Source organism: Streptomyces sp. NPDC054047, from assembly GCF_055585065.1.
On record NZ_JBVJKV010000009.1, the window covers coordinates 73,276 to 91,599 of the forward strand.

The following is an 18,324-nucleotide window of genomic DNA, read 5'->3' on the forward strand; positions in this document are numbered from 1 at the left end:
CAGTCCCCTCCAGTTCTCCAGGAGCTCCCGCATGCTTTCCCGACGTACCCGCCGACGCACCGTCTCCGTCTCCGTCGCCGCCCTGGCCATCGCGCCCCTGCTGAGCGCCTGCGGCGGGGACAGCGACGCCGCGACCGGCGGCGGCGAGCCCGGCACCAAGAAGGTCGGCGGCATCAACATCGGGCCCGACCAGAACCGCGTACGCGGCAAGAAGGTCGAGGCGATCGCGAAGCTCCTGCCCGCGAAGGTGCGCGAGCGCGGCACGCTGCGGCTCGGCGGCAGCGCCGACTCGGTCGCGCCGCTCGGCTTCTACGCCACCGACGACAAGACGCGCATCGGCTCCGAGGTCGACATCGCGAGCCTGGTCGCCGACACGCTCGGCCTCAAGCCGAAGTTCGAGCAGGTCTCCTGGGAGAACCTCTTCGTCGGCCTGGACAGCGGGAAGTTCGACGGCGTCTTCTCGAACGTCACGGTGACCGAGGAGCGCAAGGAGAAGTACGACTTCGCGACCTACCGCCACGACAACATCGCCTTCGAGGCCCGCAAGGACGCGAAGTGGACGGCGAAGAAGCCCGCGGACGTGGCGGGCAAGTCGATCGCGGTCTCCTCCGGCACCAACCAGGAGAAGATCCTCGTCGACTGGAGCGAGCGGAACGAGAAGGCCGGCCGCGAGCCGGTGGACATCAAGTACTTCCAGAAGGACTCCGACTACTACCTCGCCCTCCAGTCGGGACGCATCGACGCCTACCTCGGGCCGAACCCGTCGGCCGCCTATCACGTCGCGTCGTCCGGACAGACGAAGATCATCGGGACGCTCTCGGGCGGCGGCCCCAGCATCCAGGGCGAGATCGCCGCCACCACGAAGAAGGACAGCGGGCTCGTCGACGCGTACGCCGCCGCGCTCAACCACGTGATCAAGGACGGCAGTTACGCCAAGGTCCTGGGGCGCTGGGACCTGACGAGCGAGGCCGTGAAGGAGTCGCAGATCAACCCCAAGGGGCTGCCCAAGCCGTAGGGGAGCGTCAGCAAGCGTCAGCGGAAAGCCGCAAGGGGACACCGCATGCGGCACATACCGGTATGAAAGGGTTGGCACATGACGACGGACGCATCGACGGACGGCACGACGGACGCTTCCCGCGACTGGAAGCACTGGCACGAGCAGCGGACGGAGACGGTGTCCGCGCCCTACGGCCCGCTCTCCCTCACGGGCACGCACTGGCTCGCGGACTACCCGGACGGGTCGCTTCCGGACATCCCCGGGCGCTGGACCGAGGCGGGCGACGAGATCGTCCTGACCGCGGAAGCCGGTGACGGGCTCACCCTCGACGGGCAGCTCTTCGACGGAGAGGCCCGGCTCGGCGCCGACCCCGGCCCGGTCGCCGCGGCCCGCGTCGGGCACGGCGACCGCCGCCTGGTCGTGCTGCGGCGCGAAGGGCTCTGGGCGGTACGCGACTTCGACCCGGAGTCCGCCACGCGCCGCGCCTTCCGGGGCATCGAGGCCACCGAGTACGACGCGCGCTGGGCGGTGGAGGGGCGCTTCACTCCGTACGCCGCCGAGAGCACCACCGACGGGGTGCGCACCGTGCGGGTCGGCAACGCGGACGGGGTGGAGCGGGGGCTCGGCCTCGGGGGTGAGCTGGCCTTCAGCCTGGCCGGAAAGGACCACACGCTCCAGGTGTCGGTGGAGGGCGACGGGTCGCTCTGGGCGGTGTTCGCCGACGCGACCAGCGGGGTGTCCAGCTACCGGTTCCGCTTCCTGCGGCCCGCCGCGCCGGACGCCGAGGGGCGCACGACGGTGGACTTCAACCGGGCGCTGCTTCCGCCGTGCGCCTTCGCCGACCACTTCATCTGCCCCTTCCCGCCTCCGGGCAACACCCTCGGCGCCGAGATCGCCGCGGGGGAGCGGAACCTCATCGGCAGCTGACACGTCAGAAGCAGAGCCGATGACCCAAGCCCCGGCGGCGTACGACAGGTACGACAGCCGCCGGGGCCGGTCGCCGTATCCGGCTGACGGCCGAAAGGCGCCCTTGTGCGCGGTGTCCCCGGCCCGAATACTCCCGAGCAGCGCTTGTCAGGAGCACGGCGTATCCGGAATCCGGCCTGCCTCTTGCTCATTGGCTGCGCCTCACGGGCCCCAACCCACGCGGCCCACTGACTTCCCCCCGGGAGGAACAACAAGTGAGGATCAAGCGCACCACCCCCCGCAGCGGCATAGCGAGACACACTCGTCTGCTCGCCGTGGCCACCGGACTTGTGGCCGTCGGCGCGCTCGCCGTCCCCGCTGCGAACGCCAATGACGTCACCACCTTCAGCTCGGCGCAGCTCACCAAGGCGAGCGACGCGGTGCTCGACGCGGATGTCGCAGGCACCGCATGGAGCGTCGACAAGGCGACGAACCGTCTGGTCGTCACCGCCGACAGCACCGTCTCCAAGGCCGAGATCGCCAAGATCAAGAAGGCGGCGGGCAGCAACGCGGACGCCCTCAAGGTCGAGCGCACTCCCGGCAAGTTCAGCAAGCTGATCTCCGGCGGCGACGCGATCTACGCGTCCAGCTGGCGCTGCTCGCTCGGCTTCAACGTCCGCAGCGGCAGCACCTACTACTTCCTCACCGCCGGTCACTGCACCGACGGTGCGGGCACCTGGTGGGCCAACTCGGCGAAGACCACGGTCCTCGGGTCCACGACGGGATCGAGCTTCCCGACCAACGACTACGGCATCGTCAAGTACTCCAACTCGTCGATCACCAAGTCCGGCACGGTCGGCAGCCAGGACATCACCAGCGCGGGCAACGCCACCGTGGGTCAGAACGTCACGCGGCGTGGCTCGACCACCGGTACCCACAGCGGCAGGGTCACCGGCCTGAACGCGACCGTCAACTACGGCGGCGGTGACATCGTCTACGGCATGATCAAGACCACGGTCTGCGCCGAGCCCGGCGACAGCGGCGGCCCGCTCTACGCGGGGACCAAGGCGCTGGGTCTCACCTCGGGCGGCAGCGGAAACTGCTCCTCGGGCGGCACGACCTTCTTCCAGCCGGTCACCGAGGCGCTGAGCGCGTACGGCGTGAGCGTCTACTGATCCGGGTAACGGACCAGTCTGCAGCCAGCAGCAGGAGAGCCCCCGCCCGGAGTCCGGGCGGGGGCTCTCCCCTGTCTCCCGTCTCCCTTTGCGCGCCGTGCGGCGCTACCTTCGAAGTGCACGCCCAACACGCCCAATTCGGACCCTGGGGGGCCGGCATGGTCGAGGAGCTGGTGACGGCGGGAGTGGCCGTCGGGGCTGTCGGAGCGGTCTATGTGATGGCTGCGGCGCGTGTCATCAAACAGTACGAGCGGGGCGTGGTGCTCCGGCTCGGGCGGCTCCAGCGCTCGGTGCGGGGGCCCGGGTTCACGATGATCGTGCCGTTCGTGGACCGGCTCCGCAAGGTGAACATGCAGATCGTGACGATGCCGGTCCCGGCGCAGGACGGCATCACCCGGGACAACGTCACGGTGCGGGTGGACGCGGTCATCTACTTCAAGGTGATCGACGCCTCCGAGGCCGTCGTCCAGGTGGAGGACTACCGTTTCGCGGTCTCGCAGATGGCGCAGACGTCGCTGCGTTCGATCATCGGCAAGAGCGACCTGGACGATCTGCTCTCCAACCGCGAAAAACTCAACCAGGGCCTGGAGTTGATGATCGACTCTCCCGCGGTCGGGTGGGGCGTGCAGATCGACCGGGTGGAGATCAAGGACGTGTCGCTCCCGGAGACGATGAAACGCTCGATGGCCCGGCAGGCCGAGGCCGACCGCGAGCGGCGGGCCCGCGTGATCAACGCGGACGCCGAGCTGCAGGCTTCCAAGAAGCTGGCCGAGGCCGCGCACGAGATGGCGGACGAGCCGGCCGCGCTCCAGCTGCGGCTGCTTCAGACGGTGGTGGCGGTCGCCGCCGAGAAGAACTCCACCCTCGTCCTGCCCTTCCCCGTGGAGCTGTTGCGCTTCCTGGAGCGGGCCCAGCAGGCGCAGCCGCAGCCGCCCGCCGCCGTGTCCGAGTCACCGGCCGCCGTGTCCGAGTCACCCGCGGCCGGGTCCGGGCCGCCCGCCGTCGAGCTGCCGGATTTCGGTACGGCGGATTCGGAAGCCGGAGTGCCGGACGCGCCAGGAGCGTCGAGAACCGGACAGGACTAGTCCTTACCCGCTGCCGATCACCCGCTCGCACGCGGTGTTTGCAGCGGGAACCGACGTGGTGAGACCGGCGCCGGTGAAGACATGTGGGGCGCACGGTGATTGTCGCGTGCGCGTCCTGAAGTAGACCTTGTGTGCTACCAGGCGGGATCGGGATAGTGGGCCGCACCCTTTGGCATGGACGCGGCTTTCGCAGCGTGTGCGACTCCGTGCCGGTACGCCTTCCGGTCCCCAGGTCCCCACACCGAACGGGCCGACCCCCCACAGGAGGACGTGACTTGAAGCACCGACGCATATCCAAGCGACGTGCAGCCGTGGCAGGTGCGGGCATCACCGCACTGATCGCCGCCGGAATCACCTTCCAGACTGCGAACGCGAGTGAGAGTGCCCCGACCCCCACGCCGGACACCCTCTCGGTCGCGAAGGCCGGAAAGCTCGCCTCGTCCCTCGGCAAGGACCTCGGTCCGGACGCGGCAGGTACGTACTACGACGCCAAGGCCAAGAACCTCGTCGTGAACGTCCTCGACAAGAGTGCGGCGGACGCCGTCGAGTCGGCGGGCGCCAAGGCGAGAATCGTCGAGAACTCCCTCGCCGAGCTGAAGAGCGCGCGCACCACCCTCACCGACAAGGCGTCCATCCCCGGCACCTCGTGGGCGGTCGACCCGGCCACCAACAAGGTCGTCGTCACGGCGGACCGCACGGTCAAGGGCGCCCAGCTCGACAAGCTCGGCGCGGTCGTGAAGGGGCTCGGCTCCAAGGCCGAACTCCAGCGCAGCAAGGGGGAGTTCAAGCCCTTCATCGCGGGTGGCGACGCCATCTGGGGTGGCGGCGGCCGCTGCTCGCTCGGTTTCAACGTGGTCAAGGACGGTGCGCCGCACTTCCTGACCGCGGGCCACTGCACCGAGTCGATCACGAGCTGGTCCGAGGAGCAGGGCGGACCGGTCATCGGTGAGAACGCGGGCTCCAGCTTCCCGGACAACGACTACGGCATCGTCAAGTACAGCGGCGACACCGCGCACCCGAGCGAGGTGAACCTCTACAACGGTTCGACGCAGGCCATCACCAAGGCCGGCGACGCGACCGTGGGCCAGAAGGTGCAGCGCAGCGGCTCGACCACGCAGCTGCACGACGGCTCGGTCACCGGTCTCGACGCCACCGTGAACTACGGCAACGGCGACATCGTCAACGGGCTCATCCAGACCGACGTCTGCGCCGAGCCCGGTGACAGCGGCGGCGCGCTCTTCGCGGGCGACACCGCCCTTGGCCTGACCTCGGGCGGCAGCGGTGACTGCGGCTCCGGCGGGGAGACGTTCTTCCAGCCGGTTCCCGAGGCGCTCTCCGCCTTCGGTGCGGAGATCGGCTGACGTAGGCCCGGGGCCGGTCCGCCACGGCGGACCGGCCCCTTCGCCCGTCCCCTTGTGAAATCCTTCACAAGGGGACCTTCGACCTGCCCGGAGGGGTCTTTCTCGGCCCCTGCGGGGCTGTGTGCAGGTGTGCAATGGAGGCACGAGCGAAAAGGTCTCAGCTGAAGGAGCCCTGTCATGGCGGCCAAGGAGATGGTGGACGGACTGGTCGAGAGGGCGCTCACCGCGCTCGGCCGGTTCACGTCGTACGACCAGGAGCAGGTCGACCACATCGTCAAGAAGGCCTCCATCGCCGCACTGGGCCGGCACGGGGAACTGGCGAAGCTGGCCGTCGAGGAGACGGGGCGCGGGCTCTTCGAGGACAAGGCCGTCAAGAACCTCTTCGCCTGCGAGCACGTCGTCAACTCGATGCGCGGCCTGAAGACCGCGGGCGTCATCTCCCGCGACGAACTGAACGGCATCACCGAGATCGCCGAACCGGTCGGCGTCGTCTGCGCCATGACCCCGGTGACCAACCCGACGTCGACGACCCTCTTCAAGGCCCTCATCGCCCTGAAGACCCGCAACCCGATCGTCTTCGCCTTCCACCCCAGCGCCCAGCGCTGCTCCGCCGAGGCCGCCCGCATCGTGCGCGACGCCGCGATCGAGGCCGGCGCCCCCGCGGACTGCGTGCAGTGGATCGAAGAGCCCTCGGTGGAGGCGACCGGTCTGCTCATGAACCACGACGGCGTCTCCACCATCCTCGCCACCGGCGGCAACGCCATGGTCAAGTCCGCCTACTCCTGCGGCAAGCCCGCGCTCGGCGTCGGCGCGGGCAACGTACCCGCGTATGTCACGCGCAGCGGCAAGCTGCGCCGCGCGGTGCACGACATCGTGCTCTCCAAGGCCTTCGACCACGGCATGATCTGCGCGTCCGAGCAGGCCGTGATCCTCGACAAGGAGATCTACGACGCGGGGATCGCGGAGTTCGAACGGCTCGGCGCGTACGTCGTCACGGCGGCCGAGAAGACCAAGCTGGAGGAGTTCGTCTTCGGCGCCACGGCCTTCGGCGCGAACTGCTCGGGCGCGAAGCTGAACGCGTCCGTCGTCGGCAGGTCACCGCGGTGGATCGCCGAACAGGCCGGGTTCGAGGTCCCTTCGGGTACGTCGGTCATCGTCGCCGAGTGCGCGGAGGTCGGCGACGCCGAGCCGCTGACCCGCGAGAAGCTCTCCCCGGTCCTCGCCGCCCTGAAGGCCGACTCCACCGAGCAGGGCCTCGAACTGGCCGCCCGGATGGTCGAGTTCGACGGCCTCGGGCACAGCGCCGCCGTCCACACCGAGGACGAGGAGCTCGCCGAGGAGTTCGGCAGGCGCGTCAAGGCGGTGCGCGTCATCGTCAACGCGCCCTCCACCTTCGGCGGCATCGGCGACGTCTACAACGCCTTCCTGCCCTCGCTCACCCTCGGCTGCGGCTCCTACGGGCACAACTCGGTGTCGAACAACGTCTCCGCGGTCAACCTGATCAACGTCAAGCGGATCGGACGGCGCAACACCAACATGCAGTGGTTCAAGGTCCCGCCGAAGATCTACTTCGAGCGCAACTCCCTGCGGTACCTGGGCGAGATGGACGGCATCGGGCGCGTCTCGATCGTGACGGACAAGACGATGTCGCAGCTCGGCTTCGTCGCCCGGGTGACCGACATCCTCGCCGCGCGCCCCGACGCCGTCACCGTCCAGGTCATCGACGACGTCGAACCCAACCCGGAGCTGGCGACCGTGCGGGCCGGAGCCGCGCGCATGCGGGAGTTCCGGCCGGACACGATCATCGGGCTCGGCGGCGGCTCGCCGATGGACGCGGCCAAGATCATGTGGCTGATGTACGAACACCCGGAGATCGAGTTCGCGGACACCAAGGAGAAGTTCTTCGACATCCGCAAGCGCGCCTTCACGTTCCCGGGCCTCGGCGAGAAGGCGCGGATGGTGGCCGTCCCGACGACCTCCGGAACGGGTTCTGAGGTCACCCCCTTCGCGGTCATCTCCGACCCGAAGGCCGCGCGGAAGTACCCCCTCGCCGACTACGCGCTCACCCCGAACGTCGCCATCGTCGACCCGGTGCTGCCGATGAGGCTGCCCGCGACGGTCACCGCCGACTCCGGCTTCGACGCGCTGACCCATGCCACCGAGGCGTACGTGTCGGTGTACGCGAACGACTACACCGACGGGCTCTGCCTCCAGGCCATCAAGCTCATCTTCGAGAACCTGGAGCGGTGCGTGGTGAACGGGGCCGACGACCCCGAGGCGCGCGAGAAGATGCACAACGCCTCGACCGTGGCGGGCATGGCCTTCGCCAACGCCTTCCTGGGCCTGGTGCACGCGATGGCGCACACCCTCGGCAACACCTTCCACGTCTCGCACGGCCGCACCAACGCGCTGCTCCTGCCGCACGTCATCCGGCACAACGGCACGGTGTCGGCCAAGGCGACGCCTTGGCCGAAGGCCGAGGTCTACCGGGCCCCGGAGCGGTTCCAGGAGATCGCGCGCATGCTGGGCCTCGCGGCGGCTTCCCCGGAGCAGGGGGTGGAGTCCTACGCCTCCGCCGTCGAGGAGTTGCGCGCGAAGTGTGGCCTTCCCGCCTCCTTCCAGGAGGAGGGCGTCGACGAGGCCGCCTTCATCGAGGCCCTGCCGGAGCAGGCGATGAACGCGTACGCGGACCAGTGCGCGCCGGCCAACCCCCGGATGCCGATGCTCGATGAGATGCGGGAGTTGATGAGGCGGGCGTACTACGGGGGCGAGCCCCGTAGGGGCGCGGGGAACCGCGCGACCAGCCACTGACGGCCCGCAGTCGAGATCAGCGCTTCGGCCAGTACCACAGCGGCTCGTCCAGGAGGCTCTCGCGGCCCGCCACCGTCGCCTCCCCCGACTCCTTCACCAGTTCTATGGAGTTGACGTCCACCCGGTGGCGCACCGCCCCCTTGGCCACGGCTTCGGCGAGAGGGCGGGCATGGGTCACCAGGACGACCTGCGTGTCCCTCGTGGCGGTGAGGATCAGATCCGCGAGGGGGCGCAGGAGGTCGGGGTGCAGGCTCGTCTCCGGTTCGTTCAGGACCAGGAGCGAGGGCGGCCGGGGGGTGAGGAGGGCCGCCGCCCACAGCAGATAGCGCAAAGTGCCGTCGGACAGCTCGGCGGCTCCGAGGGGGCGGGTCAGTCCGCGCTGGTGCAGCTGGAGCTCGAACCGTCCGCCGTGCTCGACGACGCCCACCCGGCTGCCGGGGAAGGCGTCGTCCACCGCGTCGTCCAGGGCGGCCGGATCGCCGATCTCGCGGATGGTCTGCAGGGCCGCGGCCAGGTCGGCGCCGTCATGGCCGAGGACCGGGGTGCGGGTGCCGATGCGGGCGGCTCTCGCGGGGGCTCCGGCATCCGTACGGACGTGGTCGTAGAACCGCCAGGACCTGATCAGCTCGCGCAGCCGCAGCAGGTCGGGGGCGAGCTGCGGGTCGGCGAGCTCGCTCAGCATGCTGTCGTACGGACGGATGCCCTGGGTGCGGTGCCAGCCGCCGTCGGCGGTGCGGGTGCGCACGGCCGGGCCCGCACGGTCGCAGAGCAGTGCGGCGGGGCGCAGCACAGGGCCCGCCCAGGTGCACTCGCGCTTGATCTCCGGGTCGAGATTGAAGAGGGAGGGCTCGGCGCCGGCGCCCGAGGTGGGGGCCGGGTGCCCGAAGTCGACCGCGTACCCGAAATCGTCGCCCGCGAAGCCGAGGCGCAGGCTGGTCGGCTCCGCCTTCGCGGGGCCCGCCCACAGCGCGGAGGGCAGCCCGCCCTCGCGGGCCAGGGCCGAGACGGCACCGCCCCGCGCGGAGTCGGCGAGCAGCCGCAGCGCGCGGTACAGGCTCGACTTGCCGGTGCCGTTCGCGCCCGTCACGACGTTCAGCCGGTCCAGGGGGACGATCAGTTTGCGCAGGGAGCGGTAGTTCTCGACCGCCAGGGTGGTGATCATTGCTCAAGACTCGCACCCGGGTCTGACAATCGCCCCGGGCCGCCGCTCGGGCTCACCCGCGGTGGGCGCCGGTGTCCGTGTCCGTCTCCTGCATCGCGGGCTTCTGGCCCGGCTGGCGGTCCCCGCGCAGCGAGGACATGACCAGGGTGACGGCGGTGCCCACGATCGCCCAGGCGGCGAGCACCAGCATCGGTCCGGTGATCGCGTTGCCCTTGAAGTACGCGATCGAACGCGCCACCCAGGTGCCCGCGCCCGGCGGCAGCCAGGGGCCGATCTCCTTCCAGAACGGCGGCAGCATCGGCAGCGGGAAGGCGCCGCCCGCGCTCGGGTTGCCCGCGATCACGACGAGCAGGACGGCGAGGCCGATGCCCACGATGCCGGTGAGCGACTGCAGGGCGAGCGTGATCATGCCGACCCCGAAGACGACGAGGGAGCCCAGGCCCCACAGGCCCATGATGCTGCCGGGCAGGGCGCCCAGGATCGGCCCGATGATGATCGCGCCGCCCAGGCCGCCCGCGATCGAGTAGAGCGCCATGACGCCGGTCCTGATCAGCGCGCGGCGGCCGTTGGCGGCCCGGGAGCCCGCGCTGATCGCCAGGATCGAGGCGCACAGGTAGCCGCCGACGCACCAGCCGACGACCAGGTAGAAGGACGAGAGCCCGTCGAAGTCCTTGCTGGAGGCGGGGGCCACGTCCACGGTCTTGACCGTCCGCTTCTGGGCCCCGTCGACCTCGGTGGCGATCTTCTCCAGTGCGGTGGCGAGGACGGTGCCGCCGCCGGAGCCGACCAGAAGGGTGTCGGTGGTGCCGCGGGGGTCGACGATCAGGGCGCCGTCGATGTCGCGGTTCATGATCTGGTGCCGGGCCGCGGCCTCGTCCTCGACCACGCGCGGGTCGAGCGGTTCACCGGGGAGTTTCCCGAGCTTGTCGGAGGTCTCCTTGGCCGCGGGGCCCGGAGCGACGACTCCGAAGGGCACGTCTTTCGGCTTCGGGTCGTGCAGGGCCCCTACGTAGGAGGCGATGAACAGCAGCTGCAGGGCCAGTACACCGATGACCAGCAGGGCTGCTCGCGGGGTGACGGCGCTCTTCAACTCATCGGTGAAACTCATGCCCCCACGCTCCGTGGCCCCTGCCGTTCCCGCAGGTGGGCGGGGCCGAATGGGCGAAGCGGGGTGCGGTTCGACTCGGGTGTCGCACATGCGTTCGAAACTTGGTCTATGGTGGAGGCGGGGGATGTGAGGTCGGATCGGTTCAGGGTTTCAGGAGGTGCGTGTGCCGGGGTTCACGCATCTGCACACCGTCTCCGGGTTCTCCCCGCGCTACGGCGCCTCGCACCCGGAGCGGCTGGCCGAGCGCGCCGCCGAGCGGGGCATGGACGCCCTCGCGCTCACCGACCGGGACACCCTCGCGGGCACCGTCCGGTTCGCCAAGGCCTGCGCGAAGGCGGGGGTGCGGCCGCTGTTCGGCACCGAGCTCGCGGTGGGGGAGCCCGCGTCGGCGAGCGGTGCGCGGCGGCGGACTCCGGTGCGCGGAGGTGCCTTCATCGACGAGTCGACCCCGCGTGTCACCTTCCTCGCCCGTGACGGCGCCACCGGCTGGGCCTCGCTGTGCCGCCTGATCACCGCAGCGCACCGCGGCGGCGAGGGGCAGCCCGTGCTGCCGTGGGAGGAGAACCACGGCGACGGCATGACCGTGCTGCTCGGGCCCGCGTCCGACGTGGGGCGCGCGCTCGCCGCCGGACGCCCCGACCGGGCCGTCCGGCTCCTGGCCCCCTGGCGCGAGCGCTACGGGGACGCGCTGCGCCTGGAGTCCGTCTGGCACGGCCGCGAAGGCACCGGACCCGGTTCGCTCCGCCTCGCCGCCCGCACCGTCGGCTTCGCCGCCGAGCAGGGTGTGCGCCCCGTCCTGACCAACGCCGTCCGCTACGCCGACGCGGGGCTCGGCCCGGTCGCCGACGTGCTCGACGCCGCGCGCCGCCTCGTCCCCGTCGACCCGAGCAAGGAACTCGACAGCGGGGAGCGGTGGTTGAAGGGAGCCGACGCCATGCTGGGCAACGCCGAGCGCATCGTGGAGGCGGCGGGATTCCGCCGCGACACCGCCCAGCGCCTCGTCGAGCAGACGCAGACGGCCGCCGCCGAGTGCCTCGTCGACCCCGAGGACGACATCGGCATCGGCTCCGTGCGCTTCCCCGAGCCGCACCTCGTCGGCGCGGGCCGCCGCACCGCCCAGCGCGTGCTCGCGTCCCGGGCGGCCGCGGGGATGGTGCTGCGGGGCTATGACAGGCACCGCGAGTACTGGGAGCGGATGCACCACGAGCTGGACATCATCGCGTACCACGGCTTCGCCTCCTACTTCCTGACCGTGGCCCAAGTGGTCGACGACGTACGCGACTTGGGCATCCGGGTCGCGGCGCGCGGCTCCGGCGCCGGGTCCCTGGTCAACCACCTCATCGGCATCGCGCACGCCGACCCCGTCGAGCACGGCCTGCTCATGGAGCGGTTCCTGTCGACGCGGCGGTCCGTCCTGCCGGACATCGACATCGACGTGGAGTCGGCCCGCCGCCTGGAGGTCTACCGCGCGATCATCGGCCGCTTCGGCACCGAGCGGGTCGCGACCGTCTCCATGCCCGAGACCTACCGGGTCCGCCACGCCATCCGCGACGTGGGCGCCGCCCTCTCCATGGACCCGGCCGAGATCGACAAGATCGCCAAGTCCTTCCCGCACATCCGCGCGCGCGACGCCCGCTCGGCGATGGAGGAACTGCCCGAACTGCGCGAGGTCGCGGGGGACGTGGACAAGCACGGCCGTCTGTGGGAGCTGGTCGAGGCCCTGGACGCGCTGCCGCGCGGGGTCGCCATGCACCCGTGCGGGGTGCTGCTCTCCGACGCCTCGCTGCTCGCGCGTACGCCCGTCGTGCCCACCAGCGGCGAGGGCTTTCCCATGTCCCAGTTCGACAAGGAGGACGTCGAGGACCTCGGGCTGCTCAAGCTCGATGTGCTCGGCGTGCGGATGCAGTCGGCGCTGGCGTACGCGGTGGGGGAGGTCGAGCGGGCCACGGGTGAGCGGGTGGACGTGGACGCGGTGGAGCCGGGGGACCCGGCGACGTACCGGCTCATCCAGTCGACCGAGACGTTGGGCTGCTTCCAGATCGAGTCGCCGGGCCAGCGCGACCTGGTCGGACGCCTTCAGCCCGCGACCTTCCACGACCTGGTCGTCGACATCTCGCTCTTCCGGCCAGGGCCGGTCGCCGCCGACATGGTGCGGCCCTTCATCGAGGCGAGGCACGGCCGCGCGCCCATCCGCTATCCGCATCCGGACCTGGCGAGGCCGCTCAAGGAGACGTACGGCGTCGTCGTCTTCCACGAGCAGATCATCGAGATCGTGGACATCATGACCGGCTGCGGGCGCGACGAGGCGGACCGGGTGCGCCGCGGGCTCTCCGACCCCGAGTCCCAGGGGCGGATCCGGTTCTGGTTCGCGCAGCAGGCGGCGGCGAAGGGGTACGACGCCGAGACCATCGGCCGGACCTGGGAGATCATCGAGGCCTTCGGTTCATACGGCTTCTGCAAGGCGCACGCGGTGGCCTTCGCCGTGCCCACCTACCAGTCGGCGTGGCTGAAGGCCCATCATCCGGCCGCGTTCTACGCGGGGTTGCTCACGCACGACCCCGGCATGTACCCGAAGCGGCTGTTGCTCGCGGACGCGCGGCGGCGTGGGGTGCCGATCCTGCCGCTGGACGTGAACCGGTCCGCGGTCGCTCACCGTATCGAACTGGTGTCCGGTTCTGGTTCAGCTCCGGACCGGTGGGGCCTGCGCCTCGCGCTCTGTGACGTCCACGGCATCAGCGAGGCCGAGGCCGCGCGGATCGCGGACGGGCAGCCCTACGCCTCGCTCCTCGACTTCTGGGAGCGGGCCAGGCCCGGCAAACCGGTCGCCCAGCGCCTCGCGCAGGTCGGCGCGCTCGACGCGTTCGGCGCCAACCGCCGCGACCTGCAACTGCACCTGACGGAGCTGCGGCGCGGCTCCCGAGGCGCATCCGGGGGCCAACTCCCCTTGTCCGGCGGGCGCGAGACGGCCCCCGCCGGGCTGCCCGACCTGGACGACGCCGAGCGGCTCAGCGCCGAGCTCGGCGTCCTGGGCATGGACTCCTCGCGCCATCTCATGAGCGACCACGCGCGGTTCCTCCGGGAGCTCGGCGTCCTGACGGCCCGGCGCCTGCGGGAGGCCGAACACGGGGCGACCGTCCTGGTCGCGGGCGCCAAGGCGGCCACCCAGACCCCGCCGATCCGCTCCGGGAAACGGGTCATCTTCACCACCCTGGACGACGGCACGGGCCTGGTCGACCTGGCCTTCTTCGACGACGCCCACGAACGGTGCGCGCACACCGTCTTCCACTCCTGGCTGCTCCTGGTCCGCGGAGTGGTGCAGCGGCGCGGCCCGCGCAGCCTCAGCGTGGTCGGCGCCGCCGCGTGGAACCTGGCGGAACTGGTGGAGCTGCGGCGGGAGGGCGGGCTCGACGCGGTGGGCGCGCGCCTCGCCGAACCGGGGCCAGGGCCGGGTCCGGCGTCGGCATCGGAGGGGGAGTCCGACGGCGCCCCAGCGGACGCCGGCCGTCGCATCCGCATGTCCACGGGGTACGAGATGCACCCCTGGGCCGACCTCCAGCCACCCGGCGAACGGGCGGCGACAGGGCGGAAGCTGTGGCACCAGAGCCCGGGGAGCGCGGGATGAGCACCCTCTGCGTACGGTTCCTCCTGCCGCCGATGTACGAGGCCGCCATGCCCCGACTGCTGGCACTGCTCGGCGAGTTCAGCCCGGTCGTCGAGGCCCTGCCGCCCGACGGCGCGCTCGTCGACGTGCGCGGGGCGATGCGTTACTTCGGGTGGGACGCCGTCGAGATCGCCTCGGTGATCCGGGTACGGGCGCTCGCCCACTGCGGGGTGGACTGCGTGATCGGCGCAGGGCCCGGCCCGATGCTGGCGCGGATGGCCGTGCGGGAGGCCGCGCCGGGGGTGACCCGGGTCGTGGGCCCGGACCCTGACGCCGTCGCGGAGTTCCTCGGGGCGAAGCCGGTCGCCGAGCTGCCGGGGGTCGGCCGCGCCACCGCCCGCACCCTCTGCTCGTACGGGCTCGACTCCGTCGGCAAGGTGGCCGCGGCGCCGCTGTCCACGCTGCAGCGCCTCGTCGGCGCCCGCGCCGGCCGCGAACTGCGCGAGAAGGCGGGCGGTGTCGACCGCGCGCGCGTCGTGCCGAACGCCGCCGCCCGCTCCCTCGGTGCCGAACGGCCCTTCCCGCGCGACGAGTTGGACCCCGCGCGACACCGCAGGGCGCTGCTCTCGCTCACCGAGGAACTCGGTGCGCGGATGCGCGACGAGGGCCAGGTGTGCCGCTCCCTGACCCTCACCGTGCGGTACGCGGACCGCTCCACGACGACCCGCACGCGTACGCTGCCCGAGCCGACCGCGCACTCCAGCGCGCTGACCGGATCCGCGTACCGGATGTACGAGGCGCTCGGCCTCCAGCGGGCCCGGGTGCGCGGCATATCGCTGCGCGCCGAAGGGCTCGGCCCCGCCGAACACGCCGCCCACCAGCTGATGTTCGACCCGGTGGACGACAAGGCCCGCCGCATCGAGGCGGTGGCCGACCGGGCGCGGGCGAAGTTCGGCCCCGGCGCGATCGTGCCGGGAACGCTGGCGGCGTAACCGCCGCGGCGGCTGCGGGTCGCTCCGGTAGCCCCTGGGCGTACGACCGCGGGCCAATACCCCCGCGAGGAAAGGGCACATACGATCGGCGCATGGACATCGAGCCAGGTCAGCCGCTGCCCGGGGAGGGCCGGAGCCGGCTTGCGCCCGGACGGCTGTGGCCACCCGTGCGCACGGGCCTGGCCTGGAGCGGAGCCGTCGTCTACCCGTTCGTCACGTACGTGACCTTCGACCACGGGCGGCAGGGCTTCGACACCCTGATGGTCCTCGCGTCGATCGCCCTGACGGCCGTGGTCGCCTCGCTCCTGCGGCGCAGACCGCTGCCGGCGCTCGCCTTCCTCCTCCTGGGCGCGGTGGCGGCGACGATGGAGATGCGCAAGACGGAGGTCAGCTATCTGCAGACGCTGGCCGGGGCCTGTGCCATCGGCTATCTCGCCGCCACCCGTCCGCGCCGCACCTCGGTCGTCGCCGCCGTCATGGCCTTCGCGACCCAGGCCGTCACCCTCTTCGCCTTCCCGCCCGACGGCGACTGCCACCCCCCGTACCAGGCGGGCGGCTGCCCGTCCTCCGGCTGGGCGAGCAACAACGGCGAGACCGTGGCGTTCGTCGCCGTCGCCCTCGTCGCCGCCTGGACGGCGGGCAGTTCGGCCCGCGAGCGCCGTACGCACGCCGACGCGCTGCGCGCCCAGGCCACGGCGCGGGCCGTCACCGCCGAACGGCTGCGCATCGCGCGGGAGTTGCACGACATGATCGCGCACAGCATCGGCGTCATCGCCATCCAGGCGGGCGTGGGCAGCAGGGTCATCGACACCCAGCCCGCAGAGGCGCGCAACGCGCTCACCACCATCGAGGCCACCAGCAGGGAGACGCTCGCGGGCCTTCGCCGCACGCTGGTCGCCCTGCGCAGGCCCGAGTCGGGGCCCGAGCCGGAGCGGGGGGCCGTCGACGGCACGGCGCACTCCGTCCGCGAGGCGTCCGCGCCGCCCCGCGAACCCGCCCCCGGCCTCGCCGACGTCGAGCGCCTCGCCGCCTCGGCGCGGGACGCCGGAGTCCGCGCGGAGGTCCGCTGGCGCGGGGAGCGCGGGCCGCTGCCCGCCGACATCGACCTGGCCGCGTTCCGCATCCTCCAGGAGGCCCTCACCAATGTCGTACGGCACGCGGGAACGGACACCTGCCGGGTGACCGTCGAACGGCGGGACGGCGAACTGTCCCTCGACATAGAGGACGACGGCCGCGGCGGCCTGCCCGCGGGCACCGGGTTCGGCCTCGTCGGCATGCGCGAGCGGGTCGCCCTGCTGCACGGCCGGTTCACCGCGGGCCCGCGCCCCGAAGGCGGCTTCCGGGTGACGGCCCTGCTGCCCCTGCCGGACGCGCCCCTGCGGGAGGCGGCCCGATGACCGGCCCCACCGTCCGCGTCGTACTCGCCGACGATCAGCCCCTCGTCCGCGCGGGCCTGCGCGTCCTGATGGCCGACACCCCCGACATCGAGGTCGTGGGGGAGGCGGGGACGGGCGCCGAAGCGGTCCGACTGGTCCGCGCCGTACGCCCCGACGTCGTCGTGATGGACATCCGCATGCCCGGCATGGACGGCATCGAGGCCACCCGCCTGATCACGGCGGAGGCCGAGGCGACGCGGGTCCTGGTCCTCACCACCTTCGACGACGACGACTACGTGTACGGCGCGCTCCGCGCGGGCGCGAGCGGGTTCCTCGTCAAGGACATGGCGCTGGAGGACATCCTCGCGGCGATCCACGTGGTGGCCGCCGGGGACGGCCTGATCGCGCCGAGCGTCACCCGGCGCCTGATCGCGGAGTTCGCCGCGCGGCCCGATCCGAGACCGCGGGCCCGGCGGACGGTGAACGGCATCACCGACCGCGAGTGCGAGGTGCTCACGCTGGTCGGCCGCGGCCTGTCCAACGCGGAGATCGCGGCCGAGCTGTTCATCACCGTGGCCACGGTGAAGGCGCACGTGGCGCGGCTCTTCACCAAGCTCGACTCCCGTGACCGGGTCCAACTGGTCATCATCGCGTACGAGTCGGGGCTTGTCTCGCCGCCGCGGTGAGGCGGCGACCGCGCCAGTGGTTACTGGAAGTTTTTACTGACGCGTAACTTCACACTTCCACGGCCCGCCCTTAATTTGTCGTGTGCACGGCATCCTCGTGATCCGGATCACAGGGCTCACCCATCGCAACTCCCTTGAGCCGCAAGGAGATCACACGATGCTGCCCTGGAGACGAGCGCTCAGAGCGTTCACCGCCGCCCTGCTCATGACGGGCGCGCTCACCCTCACCCCCACCGCCACGGCGACCGCCGGCACCGCTTCGTCCGCAGCCTCCGCGGCCTCGTCACGGGGCTGGAACGACTACGACTGCAAGCCGTCCGCAGCCCACCCGCGCCCCGTGGTCCTCGTGCACGGCACCTTCGGCAACTCCGTCGACAACTGGCTCGTCCTGGCGCCCTACTTGGTGCGGCGCGGCTACTGCGTCTACTCCCTGGACTACGGCCAGCTGCCCGGCGTGCCGTTCTTCAACGGGCTCGGCCCGATCGACAAGTCGGCCGAGCAGCTCGACGGCTTCGTCGACAAGGTGCTCGCCGCCACGGGCGCAGCCGAAGCGGACCTCGTGGGCCACTCGCAGGGCGGCATGATGCCCCGCTACTACCTGAAGTTCCTCGGCGGCGCCCAGAAGGTGAACGCCCTGGTCGGCCTCGCGCCCGACAACCACGGCACCACCCTGCTCGGCCTGACCAGGCTGCTGCCCCACTTCCCCGGCATCGAGGACCTGCTCACCACCAAGACCCCGAGCCTCGCCGACCAGGTGGCCGGATCGCCGTTCCTGACCAAACTCAACGAAGGCGGTGACACCGTCCCCGGCGTGCGCTACACCGTCATCGCCACCAAGTACGACGAGGTGGTCACCCCGTACCGCACGCAATTCCTGAACGGCCCTGACGTACGCAACGTGACCATCCAGGACCTCTGCCCCGTGGACCTGTCGGAGCACGTGGCGATAGGCATCCTCGACCGGGTCGCGCACCACGAGGTCGCCAACGCGCTGGACCCGGCGCACGCGACGCCGAGCACCTGCTTCTCCTGAACCGAGACCGGAACCGAGAGCAGCCGCTGAC

13 protein-coding genes are annotated in these 18,324 nt (G+C 71.4%); 11 read left to right on the top strand and 2 right to left on the bottom strand.

Annotation, left to right across the window (positions count from 1 at the left end):
- Positions 1–31 precede the first annotated feature (31 nt).
- The 6 genes from ACZ6ZP_RS29050 to adhE all read left to right on the top strand — a co-directional run bounded on the left by ACZ6ZP_RS29050 (position 32) and on the right by adhE (position 8,335).
- Complete coding sequence (locus ACZ6ZP_RS29050) at positions 32–1,015, top strand: ABC transporter substrate-binding protein (protein ID WP_361469921.1); 984 nt, start codon at positions 32–34, stop codon at positions 1,013–1,015.
- A gap of 78 nt (positions 1,016–1,093) precedes the next feature.
- Positions 1,094–1,924, top strand: a complete 831-nt coding sequence (locus ACZ6ZP_RS29055) for a DUF1684 domain-containing protein (RefSeq protein WP_361469923.1) — start codon at positions 1,094–1,096, stop codon at positions 1,922–1,924.
- A 254-nt stretch (positions 1,925–2,178) separates the two neighbouring features.
- Positions 2,179–3,078, top strand: coding sequence for a S1 family peptidase (locus ACZ6ZP_RS29060; RefSeq protein WP_351171324.1), 900 nt, complete (start codon positions 2,179–2,181; stop codon positions 3,076–3,078).
- A 158-nt stretch (positions 3,079–3,236) separates the two neighbouring features.
- Entirely contained in the window at positions 3,237–4,163 is a 927-nt protein-coding gene (locus ACZ6ZP_RS29065; protein WP_361469926.1) for a slipin family protein, read from the top strand.
- Positions 4,164–4,438: 275 nt separating this feature from the next.
- A complete protein-coding gene (locus ACZ6ZP_RS29070) occupies positions 4,439–5,524 on the top strand; it encodes a S1 family peptidase (RefSeq protein ID WP_351171330.1) in 1,086 nt (361 codons plus the stop codon).
- Positions 5,525–5,701: 177 nt separating this feature from the next.
- Entirely contained in the window at positions 5,702–8,335 is a 2,634-nt protein-coding gene (gene adhE / locus ACZ6ZP_RS29075; RefSeq protein WP_469408932.1) for a bifunctional acetaldehyde-CoA/alcohol dehydrogenase, read from the top strand.
- A 16-nt stretch (positions 8,336–8,351) separates the two neighbouring features.
- On the opposite strand, the gene ACZ6ZP_RS29080 is transcribed toward adhE, so the two are convergent.
- Both ACZ6ZP_RS29080 and ACZ6ZP_RS29085 read right to left on the bottom strand, forming a co-directional pair.
- Positions 8,352–9,497: an AAA family ATPase gene (locus ACZ6ZP_RS29080; protein WP_351171333.1), complete on the bottom strand. Its 1,146-nt coding sequence runs from the start codon at positions 9,495–9,497 to the stop codon at positions 8,352–8,354.
- Between the two features lie 52 nt (positions 9,498–9,549).
- Positions 9,550–10,605 carry a DUF3533 domain-containing protein gene (locus ACZ6ZP_RS29085; protein WP_351171336.1) on the bottom strand — a complete coding sequence of 352 codons (1,056 nt, stop codon included), beginning with the start codon at positions 10,603–10,605 and terminating at the stop codon, positions 9,550–9,552.
- A 163-nt stretch (positions 10,606–10,768) separates the two neighbouring features.
- Here ACZ6ZP_RS29085 and ACZ6ZP_RS29090 point away from each other — a divergent pair, with 163 nt between their 5' ends.
- From ACZ6ZP_RS29090 to ACZ6ZP_RS29110, 5 genes are all read left to right on the top strand, one after another.
- The gene (locus tag ACZ6ZP_RS29090) at positions 10,769–14,227 is read left to right on the top strand and encodes a DNA polymerase III subunit alpha (RefSeq protein ID WP_469408938.1); all 3,459 of its coding nucleotides are present in this window, start codon (positions 10,769–10,771) and stop codon (positions 14,225–14,227) included.
- Positions 14,224–15,198, top strand: a complete 975-nt coding sequence (locus ACZ6ZP_RS29095; RefSeq protein ID WP_351171342.1) for a DNA polymerase Y family protein — start codon at positions 14,224–14,226, stop codon at positions 15,196–15,198. The genes ACZ6ZP_RS29090 and ACZ6ZP_RS29095 overlap by 4 nt, the downstream gene beginning before the upstream one ends.
- 92 nt (positions 15,199–15,290) lie before the next feature.
- A complete protein-coding gene (locus tag ACZ6ZP_RS29100; RefSeq protein ID WP_469408941.1) occupies positions 15,291–16,595 on the top strand; it encodes a sensor histidine kinase in 1,305 nt (434 codons plus the stop codon).
- Complete coding sequence (locus ACZ6ZP_RS29105) at positions 16,592–17,260, top strand: response regulator transcription factor (RefSeq protein WP_351171348.1); 669 nt, start codon at positions 16,592–16,594, stop codon at positions 17,258–17,260. Before ACZ6ZP_RS29100 ends, ACZ6ZP_RS29105 begins: the two co-directional genes overlap by 4 nt.
- Before the next feature lie 157 nt (positions 17,261–17,417).
- Positions 17,418–18,293 (top strand): esterase/lipase family protein, encoded by an 876-nt coding sequence (locus ACZ6ZP_RS29110; protein ID WP_469408943.1) that lies wholly within the window; start codon positions 17,418–17,420, stop codon positions 18,291–18,293.
- The last annotated feature ends 31 nt before the right edge of the window (positions 18,294–18,324 follow it).

Bases quoted from the DNA above. Each gene is read 5' to 3' on its own strand.
- ACZ6ZP_RS29080 (WP_351171333.1), bottom strand. From the start codon at position 9,497: ATGATCACCACCCTGGCGGTCGAGAACTACCGCTCCCTGCGCAAACTG.
- ACZ6ZP_RS29085 (WP_351171336.1), bottom strand. From the start codon at position 10,605: ATGAGTTTCACCGATGAGTTGAAGAGCGCCGTCACCCCGCGAGCAGCC.
- ACZ6ZP_RS29110 (WP_469408943.1), top strand. From the start codon at position 17,418: ATGCTGCCCTGGAGACGAGCGCTCAGAGCGTTCACCGCCGCCCTGCTC.
- ACZ6ZP_RS29065 (WP_361469926.1), top strand. From the start codon at position 3,237: ATGGTCGAGGAGCTGGTGACGGCGGGAGTGGCCGTCGGGGCTGTCGGA.
- ACZ6ZP_RS29100 (WP_469408941.1), top strand. From the start codon at position 15,291: ATGGACATCGAGCCAGGTCAGCCGCTGCCCGGGGAGGGCCGGAGCCGG.
- ACZ6ZP_RS29095 (WP_351171342.1), top strand. From the start codon at position 14,224: ATGAGCACCCTCTGCGTACGGTTCCTCCTGCCGCCGATGTACGAGGCC.
- ACZ6ZP_RS29105 (WP_351171348.1), top strand. From the start codon at position 16,592: ATGACCGGCCCCACCGTCCGCGTCGTACTCGCCGACGATCAGCCCCTC.
- ACZ6ZP_RS29055 (WP_361469923.1), top strand. From the start codon at position 1,094: ATGACGACGGACGCATCGACGGACGGCACGACGGACGCTTCCCGCGAC.
- adhE (WP_469408932.1), top strand. From the start codon at position 5,702: ATGGCGGCCAAGGAGATGGTGGACGGACTGGTCGAGAGGGCGCTCACC.
- ACZ6ZP_RS29050 (WP_361469921.1), top strand. From the start codon at position 32: ATGCTTTCCCGACGTACCCGCCGACGCACCGTCTCCGTCTCCGTCGCC.